The sequence below is a fragment of the Pseudomonas sp. GL-RE-26 genome (assembly GCF_019956275.1).
Taxonomy (GTDB): domain Bacteria; phylum Pseudomonadota; class Gammaproteobacteria; order Pseudomonadales; family Pseudomonadaceae; genus Aquipseudomonas; species Aquipseudomonas grandcourensis.
Genome location: NZ_JAHBDI010000014.1, coordinates 1 through 13,095 on the forward strand (window position 1 = coordinate 1; position 13,095 = coordinate 13,095).

Genomic DNA, 13,095 nt, shown 5'->3' on the forward strand with positions numbered 1-13,095 from the left:
GGTTTGTAGTGTTTGGCAGGCCGCTATCGCGAGCAGGCTCGCTCCCACAAAGTCAGCGTTTAACCCTGTGGGGGCGAGCCTGCTCGCGATGGGGTCAGTTCAGGCGCTAGATACGGAAACTGCCTACCAACTGCTTCAACCGCGCCGCCTGCTGCTCAAGGTCCGAACACGCGCGCAACGTCGATTGCAGGTTTTCCACACCTTCCTGGTTCAGTGTGTTGATCTCGGTGATGTCGACGTTGATCGACTCCACTACGGCGGTCTGTTCTTCGGTCGCAGTAGCCACTGACTGGTTCATGCCGTCGATTTCACCGATACGCAGCGTCACACTGTTCAGGCGCTCGCCCGCGAGGTTGGCGATTTCCACGCTGTCCTGGCTGTGGCGCTGACTGTCGCTCATGGTGCTGACCGATTCCCGGGCGCCGACTTGCAGCTCCTCGATCATGGTTTGTACCTGTTGCGCCGATTCCTGAGTGCGGTGTGCCAGGTTGCGCACCTCGTCCGCCACCACTGCAAAACCGCGACCGGCTTCACCGGCGCGGGCGGCTTCAATAGCGGCGTTGAGTGCCAGCAAATTGGTTTGTTGGGAAATGCTGGTGATCACTTCGAGAATCTGCCCGATGTTCACCGTTTTGCTGTTCAGCGATTCGATGTTGGAGCTCGATGCGCTAAGCATGCTCGACAGTTGATTCATCGCCGCGATGCTGCGGTCCACCACTTGCTGGCCGTCTTCGGCCAGGTTGCGGGCATCGCTGGCCTGGTTCGACGCCTGAGCGGCATTACGGGCAATTTCCTGGGCAGCGGCGCCGAGCTGGTTGATTGCGGCGGCCACACTGCTGGTGCGCGAGGCTTGCTGGTCGGAGTTGAACATCGACGAGTTGGAAGCGGCCACTACGCGCAATGCCACTTCGTTGACTTGCCCGGTGGCCGAGGACACCTCGCGGATCGAGCCGTGAATGCGCTCGACGAAACGGTTGAACGCGGTGCCGAGGGTGCCGAATTCGTCATTGTTCTGGATGGTCAGACGCTTGGTCAGGTCGCCTTCGCCGTCGGCGATGTCGGCCATGGCACGGGTCATGACGTGCAACGGCTGGATCAGGATGCGAATCAGCATGCCGAGCAGGGCGATGATGATGGCCACGGCAATGATGGTCGCAACGACAGCCGAGGTGCGGAATTCGCTGAGCATCGAGTAGGCTTTTTCCTTGTCGACCGACAGACCGATGTACCAGTTGACCGACGACAAGCCTTTGATCGGGGTGAAGGTCACGATGCGGGTTTTGCCGTCGACCTGGATTTCGCTCATTGCACTGCTGATGGCCGGCGTGTCTTGCGGGTAGACATCCTTGAGCGTCTTCATCGCCAGCGCTTTGTCGGGATGCACCAGGATCTTACCGTCGGAGCTGACCAGGAAGGCATAACCGATGCCGTTGAAATCCAGTGTGCCAAGGCTGTCGGCGATCACCTGCAAACTCAGGTCGCCACCGACCACGCCGATGTTCTGGCCGTCCTTGAAAACGCTGTCGACAATGGAAATCACCAGTTGGCCGGAGGCCAGATCGATATAAGGCTCAGTTAATGCCGAACCGCTGCTGCCTTGCGCGCTCTTGTACCAAGGGCGTGCACGCGGGTCATAGCCATCGGGCATCTTGCTGTCCGGGCGAATGATGAAAGAGCCATCCTTGCTGCCGAGGTAGGCGCCCATGAAGGTCGAGGTCACGGCTTTTTGTACAAGCAGGCTGGAAACGTTGTCGGCATCGGGGTTGAGCGCGACAGTTTGTGACAGGTTTTCAATCAACAGGCTGCGCCCGTTCAACCAGGTCTGGATATTGTTAGCGGTAACTCCGCCCATTTCCTGCAGATAATTTTCCAGGTCTTTGCGGATGGCGTTGCGCTGCAAGTAGTCGTTGTAGAGCGTGAAGGAGGCGAAGGCGGCAATCACAATGAGGGCGGCGGCAAGCAGGATTTTATGGCTGAAACGCAGATTTTTGTTCATGGCTTGAGGTTCCGCTAAGGTCTTAATGTCCAGCGCGTGCTTTTATAAAGGGGCGCGCAACGGGCAAGGTTGAAAGCAAGTGAATTTTCCGACTCTCCTTAGGGAAATTTCCGACCAGATCGTGTCTGACTGCTTTGTCGTTATCTCTATCGGCCGTGTAGGACCAAAGATTAATCATGGGTGACCAAATGCCTGACTCATTGCAACTCGTTATCGGTGCCGATCTCGAAGGGCAGCCGATTGCCCAGGCCATGCGCCTGGCGAACCGCCACGGATTGATCGCGGGCGCGACCGGCACCGGCAAGACCGTGACTTTGCAACGAATGGCCGAAGCCTTCAGCGATGCCGGCGTGGCGGTGTTCGCCGCCGACATCAAGGGTGACCTGTGCGGCCTTGGCGCCGCGGGCAACCCCCAGGGCAAGATCGCCGAACGGATTGCCGGGATGCCCTGGCTCAACCACAAGCCTCAGGCTTATCCGGTGACGTTGTGGGACGTACACGGTCAGTCCGGTCATCCTTTACGCACAACCTTGAGTGAAATGGGGCCGCTGCTGCTGGGCAGTCTGCTGGAGCTGACCGACAGTCAGCAGTCGGCGCTGTACGCCGCGTTCAAGGTGGCGGACCGCGAGGGCCTGTTGTTGCTCGATCTCAAGGACCTGAAGGCGCTGCTCAATCACCTGCGGGACAACCCCCAGTTGCTGGGCGACGATGCGGCATTGATGACTACCGGCTCCAGCCAGGCGCTACTGCGACGACTGGCGACCCTGGAGCAACAGGGCGCCGAAGCCCTGTTCGGCGAGCCGGCGCTGCAACTCGAAGACATTCTCCAACCCACTGCGGACGGCCGTGGGCGCATTCATTTGCTGGATGCCAGCCGTCTGGTTCATGAAGCGCCGAAAGTCTACGCGACGTTCCTGCTGTGGCTGCTGGCCGAGCTGTTCGAGCAGTTGCCGGAGCGTGGCGATGCCGACAAACCGTTGCTGGCGTTGTTCTTCGACGAGGCTCACCTGTTGTTCAACGGCACGCCCCAGGCATTGCGTGATCGTCTGGAACAGGTGGTGAGGCTGATTCGTTCGAAAGGCGTGGGCGTGTATTTCGTCACCCAGTCGCCGGGTGACCTGCCGGATGATGTGCTGGCGCAGTTGGGCTTGCGCATCCAGCACGGTCTGCGTGCGTTCACGGCCAAGGAGCAGAAGTCCCTGCGCGCGGTGGCCGAAGGTTTCCGGCCGAATCCTGCGTTCGATGCGTTGTCGGTGTTGACCGAGCTCGGAATCGGTGAGGCGCTGGTCGGCACCCTGCAGGAAAAAGGCACGCCGGAAATAGTCCAGCGGGTGCTGGTCGCACCGCCGCAATCGCGAATCGGGCCTTTGACCGACGCTGAGCGCACGGCGCTGATTGCCGGTTCGCCGTTGAAAGGGCGTTATGACAAGCCGATTGACCGTGAATCGGCCTATGAGGTGCTGATGGGACGCAAGGGGCTGGCACCTGAGCCCGAAGCGGAGCAGGGCAAGCAGGAACCGAGTTTCACCGAGCAGGCCGGAGAGTTTCTTGGAACCGCGGCGGGTCAGGCCTTGAAATCAGCGATGCGACAGGCGGCGAATCAGCTTGGGCGACAGTTGGTGCGCGGCTTGATGGGCTCGTTGCTAGGCAGCAAAAAAAGCCGGTAGCGAGTGGACACAATTTAACTGTGGGAGCGAGCCTGCTCGCGAATCGGTGTGTCAGGCAACATCATTGTTGAATGTTATGCCGCCTTCGCGAGCAGGCTCGCTCCCACAGGGGGCGCCTATGAGGATTTGGTTTTGGCGTGCGCCGCCAACCGCTCCAGCGCTGCCCGCAAATTCGGGTCGCTGATGCCATCGGCCGTGGCCTGAATGGTCGCTGCCGCATCGTTGGACAAATCCATGGTATGCCCGGCCGCACCTTGCTGAACGGTCGGCGGTTGAACTTTGAACAGGATCCGGGTCAGATTGGCGAACTCATCGAACATCTGCAGTTGCCGTAGCAGGCGCTTCTGCTGGTAACGCAGGCGGGTTGCCCAATGACCGTCGGTGACAATCAGCAACAAACTGCCTTCGCGCCAGGAAGCCACGTGGCAATGCTCGCGAGCGGCGGGTTGCAATTGGCTTTCGAGCAAACGTTGCAGGTGACCCAGGCGTTGAGCGTGGCCAAGAATGGCCTTCAGCGGCTTGGCTTCGCGTAGTAGAACGGCAGGTACTTTGGCCGTAAGTGGGCGAAATGCCATGATCAGACACCTGAAGTAACAGAGGCGCCATGGTAGCAGAAAGCGCCGAATGCACCCGCCCATTGCTTTTGTGGGTGCTTTACCCATTAAATCAACAACTAACTTCTGTCTTGAACGACTTGAAGTTGAGCAAAACGCCCTTATTTTAAGTGAGCCCCGTCAAAGCGCTGTGCCAGCATCGTGGAATATCGCCACTTTCCTCTCCATCGTTTCCGGGTAGAATGCTCGTTCGCATGCGGCCATGAGGGCTGCACGGGCGACTCACGGGGCCGCCCTCCATCCCTTTAGTGTGGAAGATCCTGCCGATATGTTTGCGCCTTTGTTAAAGAAACTTTTTGGAAGCAAGAACGAGCGTGAAGTCAAACGCATGCTCAAGACGGTGCAACTCGTCAATGCCTTCGAAGAGCAAATGGTGGCCCTTTCGGACGATCAATTGCGTGCCAAGACAAGCGAGTTCAAGGCCCGCATCGCCAAAGGGGAATCCCTCGACAAACTGCTGCCAGAAGCCTTTGCGGTCGCCCGCGAAGCCGGCAAGCGTGTCATGGGTATGCGCCACTTCGATGTCCAGCTGATCGGCGGCATGACCTTGCATGAAGGCATGATCGCGGAAATGCGTACCGGTGAAGGCAAGACCCTGGTGGCAACACTGGGCGTTTACCTCAACGCGCTGTCCGGCAACGGTGTGCACGTTGTGACGGTGAACGACTACCTGGCCCGCCGCGACGCCAACTGGATGCGCCCGCTGTATGAATTCCTCGGCATGACTGTCGGCGTTGTCACGCCTTTCCAGCCGCCGGAAGAGAAGCGCGCTGCCTACGCCGCCGACATCACCTACGGCACCAACAACGAATTCGGTTTCGATTACCTGCGCGACAACATGGCGTTCAGCATGGAAGAAAAATTCCAGCGCGAACTCAATTTTGCCGTGATCGACGAAGTCGACTCGATCCTCATCGACGAAGCCCGTACGCCGCTGATCATCTCCGGTCAGGCCGAAGACAGCTCCAAGCTGTACATCGAGGTCAACAAGCTGATCCCGACGCTTGAGTTGCACATCGAAGAAGTGGAAGGCGAAGTCACCAAGGCCGGCCACTACACCGTTGACGAGAAGACCCGCCAGGTCGAACTCAACGAAGCCGGTCACCAGTTCGTCGAAGAAACGCTGACCCGCATCGGCCTGCTGGCTGAAGGCGAGAGCCTGTACTCGGCGCATAACCTGAGCCTGCTGACTCACGTTTACGCCGGCCTGCGTGCGCACAAACTGTTCCACCGCAATATCGAGTACATCGTGCAGGACGGTCAGGTCGTACTGGTCGACGAGCACACCGGTCGTACCATGCCGGGCCGCCGTTTGTCCGAAGGCCTGCACCAGGCCATCGAAGCCAAGGAAAACCTGAACATCCAGGCCGAAAGCCAGACGCTGGCGTCGACCACCTTCCAGAACTACTTCCGTCTGTACAACAAACTGTCCGGCATGACCGGTACGGCTGACACCGAAGCGTTCGAGTTCCACCAGATCTATGGCCTGCAGGTCATGGTGATTCCACCGAACAAGCCGCTGGCTCGTAAAGACTACAACGACCTGGTGTTCCTGACCGCCGACGAGAAATACGCGGCAATCGTGGCCGACATCAAGGAAAGCATGGCTGCAGGCCGTCCGGTTCTGGTCGGTACCGCCACCATCGAAACCTCCGAGCACATGTCCAGCCTGCTCGTGAAGGAAGGCATCGAACACAAGGTCCTGAACGCCAAGTTCCACGAAAAGGAAGCCGAGATCATTGCCCAGGCCGGTCGCCCGGGCGCACTGACCATCGCCACCAACATGGCCGGTCGTGGTACCGACATCCTGTTGGGCGGTAACTGGGAAGTGGAAGTGGCTTCCCTGGAAAACCCGACCCCTGAGCAGATTGCCCAGATCAAGGCCGACTGGCAGAAACGTCACCAGCAAGTGCTCGAATCGGGCGGTTTGCAGGTGATTGCCTCCGAGCGTCACGAATCGCGCCGTATCGACAACCAGCTGCGTGGTCGTGCCGGTCGTCAGGGCGACGCCGGTTCCAGCCGTTTCTACCTGTCGCTGGAAGACAGCCTGATGCGCATCTTCGCCTCTGATCGGGTGAAGAACTTCATGAAGGCCCTGGGCATGCAGCCTGGCGAAGCGATCGAGCACCGCATGGTGACCAACGCCATCGAAAAGGCCCAGCGCAAGGTTGAAGGCCGCAACTTCGACATTCGTAAACAACTGCTCGAGTTCGACGACGTCAACAACGAACAGCGTAAAGTGATCTATCACATGCGTAACACGTTGCTGGCCGCCGACAACATCGGTGAGACCATCGCCGACTTCCGTCAGGACGTGCTCAACGCCACCGTCAGCGCGCACATTCCTCCGCAATCGCTGCCTGAGCAGTGGGACGTGGCCGGTCTGGAAGCTGCACTGCAGAGCGATTTCGGCGTAGCGCTACCGATCCAGCAGTGGCTCGACGAAGACGATCACCTGTACGAAGAAACCCTGCGCGAAAAACTGATGCAGGAACTCATCGCCGCTTACAACGAGAAAGAAGACCAGGCGGGCGCCGAAGCGCTGCGCACCTTCGAGAAGCAAATCGTTCTGCGCGTGCTGGACGACCTGTGGAAAGACCACTTGTCGACCATGGACCACCTGCGTCACGGTATCCACTTGCGTGGTTATGCCCAGAAGAACCCGAAGCAGGAATACAAGCGCGAGTCGTTCACCCTGTTCTCCGAGTTGCTGGATTCGATCAAGCGCGACTCGATCCGTGTGCTGTCCCACGTTCAGGTTCGCCGCGAAGACCCGATCGAAGAAGAGCAGCGTCTGCGTCAGGAAGCCGAGGCACTGGCCGCTCGCATGCAGTTCCTGCATGAAGAAGCCCCAGGTCTGGAGCAGCCGGAAGTGTTGGGCGAAGAGGTCGATGTTGCCCTCGCTGCCGCGCCGGTTCGCAACGAGCAGAAGCTGGGTCGCAACGAGCTGTGCTATTGCGGTTCGGGCAAGAAGTTCAAGCATTGCCACGGGCAGATCCAGTAAAACCCGTTTCAAACGCTGAAATACCCGCGCCGCGACCGGCTTCTGCCGTCGCGGCGTTTTACCATTCGAACCACCGTTCTGCTGAAACGGTGCTGACATCATCTATAAAGGAGCGCATTCATGGCTGTTGGTCTTGGTCCTTTGCCAACGTTGCACCCGGTTGCCGGTTTTGAACTCGGTATCGCCTCGGCCGGTATCAAGCGCCCGGGGCGCAAGGATGTTGTGGTCATGCGCTGTGTTGAAGGCTCCACGGTTGCCGGCGTGTTCACTCTGAACGCCTTTTGCGCTGCACCGGTGATCCTGGCCAAGCAACGCGTGCAAGGCCCTGTGCGTTACCTGCTGACCAACACCGGCAATGCCAATGCCGGCACCGGCGAACCGGGGCTGGCCGCCGCCGAGCGCACCTGCGCCAAGCTGGCGGAACTGACCGGTGTCGATGCCAGCCAAGTGCTGCCGTATTCCACCGGTGTGATCGGCGAGCCGCTACCGGTCGAGAAAATCGAAGGCGCGCTGCAAGCGGCCCTCGACGACCTGTCGATCCACAACTGGGAAGCTGCCGCCACCGGCATCATGACCACCGACACCCTGCCAAAAGGTGCCAGCCGTCAGTTCCAGCACGATGGTGTGACCATCACCGTTACCGGTATCAGCAAAGGCGCCGGCATGATCCGCCCGAACATGGCGACCATGCTCGGCTACATCGCCACCGATGCCAAAGTCTCCCGCGACGTGCTGCAAAACCTGATGCTGGACGGCGCCAACAAGTCGTTCAACCGCATCACCATCGACGGCGACACCTCGACCAACGACTGCTGCATGCTGATCGCCACCGGTCAGGCGGCACTGCCGGAAATCACCCGTGCCGAAGGCGAACTGTTCGCCAAGCTCAAGCAAGCGGTGTTCGAAGTGTGCATGGACGTGGCCCAGGCCATCGTTCGTGACGGTGAAGGCGCGACCAAATTCGTCACCGTTGAAGTCAACGGCGGCGGCAATCACCAGGAATGCCTGGACGTCGGTTACACCGTGGCCCACTCGCCGCTGATCAAGACCGCGCTGTTCGCTTCCGACCCGAACTGGGGCCGTATTCTGGCGGCCGTAGGCCGTGCCGGTGTGCCGAACCTGGACGTGAGCAAGATCGACGTGTTCCTCGGCGACGTGTGCATTGCCAGCCGTGGCGCGCGCGCGGCGACCTACACCGAAGCCCAGGGCTCGGCGGTGATGCAGCAGGAAGAAATCACCATCCGTATCGAGTTGGGTCGTGGCGATTGCAGCGAAACCATCTGGACTACCGACCTGTCCCACGAATACGTGAAGATCAACGCCGAGTACCGTACGTAAGATCGAGTCGATCCCATCGCGAGCAGGCTCGCTCCCACAGGTTCAGTGGCGTACACGAATGTTGTGTCCAGCGCGGTCACTGTGGGAGCGAGCTTGCTCGCGATGGCGGTTTGCCGGTCAGCCACTAGACTGGCTTGTCCCTAAATCTAAAGGTCCCGAACATGAGCCTGCACCTGATCATCGGCGACAAACTGCATTCCTCCTGGTCCTTGCGCGGGGCCTTGGCCCTCGATCTGGCTGGCGTTTCCTACACCGAAGAACTGATCAAGCTGAACCAGCCGGACACCCGTGAGCGTCTGCTCAAGCATTCGCCGACCGGCAAGGTCCCGCTGCTGAAAACCGAACACGGCACCATCGCCGACTCCCTGGCGATTGCCGAATACCTGGCCGAACAGTTTCCCGAAGCTAACCTGTGGCCCAAAGACACTGCCGCTCGTGCCCAGGCGCGTTCGGCGTGCGCGCAGATGCACAGTGGCTTTTTCGCCATGCGCGGCAACATGCCGTTCGACCTGAGCCATGACGCAGCGCTGTCGCCGGTCCCGGCCGATGTCCAGGCGGACATCGAGCGCATGTCAGCGTTGTGGGCCGAGTGTCGTGCCACTGCAACCGAGAGCGGTCCGTACTTGTTTGGCCGCCTCACGTTGGCCGACGCGTTCTTTGCACCCATCGCCGTGCGCTTGCGCACCTATCGGGTGAAACTGTCCGCGGCTGACGAAGCCTATGTTGAAACCATCTACCAATGGCCAGCCTTCAAGGCCTGGCAGAAGGCCGGACTGGAGGAGTTGCAAAGGTGAAACGAGTCCATGTCGCCGCCGCCGTCATCCGCGATGGCAGTGGCCAAATCCTGATCGCCCGTCGTGCGGATTCACAGCACCAGGGCGGTCTGTGGGAGTTTCCCGGTGGCAAGGTCGAGGCCGATGAGTCGGTCGAAACCGCACTGGCCCGTGAACTTCATGAGGAGCTGGGTATCGTGGTCGGCGCGGCGCGCCCGCTGATCAAGGTCCGGCACGATTATCCGGACAAGCAGGTGTTGCTGGATGTCTGGGAGGTCTCGGATTTTACCGGCGAGCCCCACGGTGCCGAAGGCCAGCCGCTGGCCTGGGTGTCGCCCCGCGACCTGTCGGGTTACGAGTTTCCGGCGGCCAATCAGCCGATCGTCGCGGCCGCGAAATTACCCGCTCAGTACCTGATTACCCCGGAAGACCTGGAAACACCGGCGTTGCTGCGCGGCATCCAGAAGGCCGTTGCTGGCGGCATCAAGCTGATCCAGCTGCGCGCACCGAACGGTTACGATCCGAAGTATCGCGACCTGGCAGTGGATGCTGTGGGCTTGTGTGCCGGCAAGGCGCAATTGATGATCAAGGGGCCGTTCGAATGGCTGGGCGACTTCCCGTCCGCCGGTTGGCACATTACCTCGGCGCAACTGCGCAAGTACGCAGCGGCGGGCCGACCGCTACCGGCATCGCGCTGGCTGGCGGCTTCGTGCCATAACGCTGAGGAACTGGCGCTGGCCGAACAGATGGGGGTGGATTTCGTGACCCTGTCGCCGGTGCAGCCGACCCTGACTCACCCAGGCGCCGAGCCGTTGGGTTGGGAGCAGGCGTCGAGCTTGATCGAAGGGTTCAGCAAGCCGGTGTTCCTGCTCGGTGGGGTTGGTCCGGCGGAGGTCGAGAAAGCCTGGGCGGCGGGTGCGCAGGGTGTGGCGGGGATTCGGGCGTTTTGGCCTGATTCCCAGTGATGCAAATGGCCTCATCGCGAGCAGGCTCGCTCCCACAGCGGATTTGTGACGCTCACAAAGCCTGTGGGAGCGAGCCTGACGGGCGCCGACTAAACCTCAGGTTTCGCCGCAGGCTGCCAAAGAATCTCCGGCACCCCCTGACGCTTGGCAATCAGCCGCGCCACCACAAACAGCAAGTCCGACAACCGATTGATGTACGCCAGGCCAACCCCGGCCAACGGCTCAATCGCATTGAGTTGCTGACAGCGCCGCTCTGCGCTGCGTGCCAGACTGCGGCAGACATGAGCCTGAGCAATCAGCATTGAGCCACCGGGCAAGATGAAGTTTTCCAGCGGCCCCAACTCTTCATTCCACACATCGATCGCCGCTTCCAGTCGTTCGATTTCCGCTGCATTCAACGCCTGATACACCGGCATCGCCAGTTCGCCACCCAGATCAAATAACCGATGCTGGCAGGGAGCCAATACCTCGATCACTTCGTTCAAGCCTGGGAACTGGACAGTTTCCGCCGTCAACCCGGCCAGAAGCACCCCAACCTGGCTGTTCAGCGTATCGACCTCACCGATTGCTTCAATGCGCGGGTGATCTTTCGGTACGCGACGACCATCGCCCAGCCCGGTCTCGCCTTTGTCGCCAGTGCGGGTGTAAATCTTCGACAAACGAAAGCCCATGGTTACCTCGATAGCAGATTGAGTTGTTGCGAGACGGGCGGCGTGCTCGCCAGGGGCAGGCGCAAGGTGAAGCAGGTGCCTTGGCCCAGGGTCGATTGCACTTCCATCTGCCCTTTGTGGTTATTGGTGATGATGAAGTACGACACCGACAGCCCAAGTCCGGTGCCCTGGCCGATTTCCTTGGTCGTGAAAAACGGCTCGAAGGTCCGTTTGCGCACGCTTTCGCTCATGCCGACGCCGTTGTCCTCGACCTGAATTTCTGCCCATGGCGGATTCAGTCTGGTGCGCAGAATGATCCGCCCCGGCTCGCTGTCGTCTTCGCGCTGGTGGATGGCTTGCGCGGCGTTTTTCAACAGGTTGAGCAGCACTTGCTCCAGTTCGTTGGCGGTGCCTGGGACCGGTCCCAGGGCTGGATCGAACTGGCGAATGATCGCCTGTCCCTTGAAGTCGAAACCTATTGCCAGGTCGAAATCGTTACCGGCGATCTCCACTGCCTGGTCGATCAGGGCAGGCAAATCGCACGGGGCCATCTGGCGGGTGCTGCGACGACTGAAACTGAGCATGTGGGTGACGATTTTCGCCGCCCGGGCACCGGCCTGCTGGATGCCGTCGAGCAACTGTGGCACTTCGCGCACTTGCAGATATTGATTGACCGTCGCCAGTTCGATGCCGGCCTGTTCGGCCACTTCAAGGTTCTTCGGTAAATCGGGGGACAGGCGTCGGCGAATGTTTTGCACGTTGTGCAGGATCGCACCCAGCGGGTTGTTGATCTCGTGGGCCATGCCGGCGGCAAGACCACCCACCGAAAGCATTTTCTCCGACTGCACCATCATCTCTTCCAGGGACAGGCGCTGGGTGATGTCGTCGATCCGGATCACCACGCCACGCCCGGCACCACCCATTAACGGATAGAAAGTCAGGGCGTAGTGGCGGGGGTCGTCGTCCTTGAGCCAGGTGACACGTTCGATCTTGGCCACCGTATGCTGCTCGACCGTTTCCTTGAGTTGCGGCAGGAACGGCTTGAGCGGTTCGAAAGCGAGGAAGATAGGCTGGTTCAGGGCTTCATCGAGGCGCGTGCCGGACAGGGCAGTGGCTTCCTGGTTCCATTGCGTCACGTAGAGTTGTTCGTCGAGGGCGATCAGCGCCGACGGCATGGAGTCGATGATGCTGTTGAGGTAGTTCTGGAAACCGGTGAGCTTTTTCTCGATCTTGCTGCGCACCTGGACTTCGAGCTCCAGTTTGCGGTTGGTATGGCGGGTTTCTTCCGCCAGACCCTGAGCCTGGTCGTAGGCTGCCTGGGAGTCGTCCCTGGCCCGCTTGAGTTGCTGCTCCCTGGCCTCGATCCGCGAAAGCATGGTGTTGAACGCCTCGGCGAGGCTGCCGATTTCATCGTGGTTTCCGCGCGAAGCACGCAGTGCGTAGTTTTCTTCACGGGTTACCTGCCGGGACAATTCTTCGAGTTGGTGGATCGGCCGGGTAATCAGGCGCTTGATCTGGCGGGCAATGATCAGCCACAGCAGCACGCTGAAAATCAGGATGCCCAGACTGGCCGTCAGGGTCCCGGTGTAGAACGCCACTGGCAGTTCGCTCGTGGCCACCAACAGCAGGTGCCCTGGTGCCGCATCGGTGCGGGGCAGGGGGATGACTTGGTTGGTACGAAACTCGGTGGCCTGCCAGTCTTCGATATGCCGGAAACGCTTCGGCAGTTCCAGGTTGTCGCCATGCTGCAATTGCGCCAATCGCTCACCCTTTGCGTCATACAGGGCTGCCGCGCGCAAAGGCGAATAGCTGTTGAGTTCATTCAGCAGGCGTTCGGCGCTTTGCGGTGACTCCAGGGCTTCGGAGGCCAGGCTCGGGTTGGATACCAGCCGGCCGATGGTCTGCAGGGCCTGGGGCGCCATGCTTTCCTGGGAGATGTAGTAGGCGGCGCTGATAAAGGTCAGGTTGGCAACCAGCAGGACGGTGACCATCAGTACCAGCAGGGCGGCCAGCAGTTTCTGGCCGACGGGCAGGTTTTCAAGACGCTGGCGCAATGGCATCGGATTCATCGCAGACAAGGAACAAGTG

9 protein-coding genes are annotated in these 13,095 nt (G+C 60.2%); 5 read left to right on the top strand and 4 right to left on the bottom strand.

Annotated features, from left to right (window positions below; all coding sequences use genetic code 11):
* Positions 1 to 106: 106 nt before the first annotated feature.
* Positions 107 to 1,996 carry a methyl-accepting chemotaxis protein gene (locus KGB07_RS11765; protein WP_223465457.1) on the bottom strand — a complete coding sequence of 630 codons (1,890 nt, stop codon included), beginning with the start codon at positions 1,994 to 1,996 and terminating at the stop codon, positions 107 to 109.
* Positions 1,997 to 2,184: 188 nt separating this feature from the next.
* Here KGB07_RS11765 and KGB07_RS11770 point away from each other — a divergent pair, with 188 nt between their 5' ends.
* A complete protein-coding gene (locus KGB07_RS11770; protein WP_223465458.1) occupies positions 2,185 to 3,663 on the top strand; it encodes a helicase HerA-like domain-containing protein in 1,479 nt (492 codons plus the stop codon).
* Positions 3,664 to 3,779: 116 nt separating this feature from the next.
* Here KGB07_RS11770 and KGB07_RS11775 read toward each other — a convergent pair whose 3' ends face one another.
* On the bottom strand, positions 3,780 to 4,238 hold the full coding sequence (locus KGB07_RS11775; RefSeq protein WP_223465459.1) for a DUF721 domain-containing protein: 459 nt from the start codon (positions 4,236 to 4,238) through the stop codon (positions 3,780 to 3,782).
* A 307-nt stretch (positions 4,239 to 4,545) separates the two neighbouring features.
* Here KGB07_RS11775 and secA point away from each other — a divergent pair, with 307 nt between their 5' ends.
* The 4 genes from secA to KGB07_RS11795 all read left to right on the top strand — a co-directional run bounded on the left by secA (position 4,546) and on the right by KGB07_RS11795 (position 10,357).
* Positions 4,546 to 7,281, top strand: coding sequence for a preprotein translocase subunit SecA (gene secA, locus KGB07_RS11780; RefSeq protein WP_046042194.1), 2,736 nt, complete (start codon positions 4,546 to 4,548; stop codon positions 7,279 to 7,281).
* A gap of 120 nt (positions 7,282 to 7,401) precedes the next feature.
* The gene (argJ, locus tag KGB07_RS11785; protein ID WP_046042195.1) at positions 7,402 to 8,619 is read left to right on the top strand and encodes a bifunctional glutamate N-acetyltransferase/amino-acid acetyltransferase ArgJ; all 1,218 of its coding nucleotides are present in this window, start codon (positions 7,402 to 7,404) and stop codon (positions 8,617 to 8,619) included.
* 161 nt (positions 8,620 to 8,780) lie between these two features.
* Positions 8,781 to 9,413 carry a glutathione S-transferase family protein gene (locus KGB07_RS11790; protein WP_046042197.1) on the top strand — a complete coding sequence of 211 codons (633 nt, stop codon included), beginning with the start codon at positions 8,781 to 8,783 and terminating at the stop codon, positions 9,411 to 9,413.
* Positions 9,410 to 10,357 (top strand): Nudix family hydrolase, encoded by a 948-nt coding sequence (locus KGB07_RS11795; protein WP_223465460.1) that lies wholly within the window; start codon positions 9,410 to 9,412, stop codon positions 10,355 to 10,357. The genes KGB07_RS11790 and KGB07_RS11795 overlap by 4 nt, the downstream gene beginning before the upstream one ends.
* 89 nt (positions 10,358 to 10,446) lie before the next feature.
* Here KGB07_RS11795 and KGB07_RS11800 read toward each other — a convergent pair whose 3' ends face one another.
* Together KGB07_RS11800 and KGB07_RS11805 are read right to left on the bottom strand one after the other, a co-directional pair.
* The gene (locus tag KGB07_RS11800) at positions 10,447 to 11,028 is read right to left on the bottom strand and encodes a cob(I)yrinic acid a,c-diamide adenosyltransferase (RefSeq protein WP_223465461.1); all 582 of its coding nucleotides are present in this window, start codon (positions 11,026 to 11,028) and stop codon (positions 10,447 to 10,449) included.
* Between the two features lie 2 nt (positions 11,029 to 11,030).
* Positions 11,031 to 13,067, bottom strand: coding sequence for a sensor histidine kinase (locus KGB07_RS11805; RefSeq protein WP_046042201.1), 2,037 nt, complete (start codon positions 13,065 to 13,067; stop codon positions 11,031 to 11,033).
* Positions 13,068 to 13,095 lie beyond the last annotated feature (28 nt).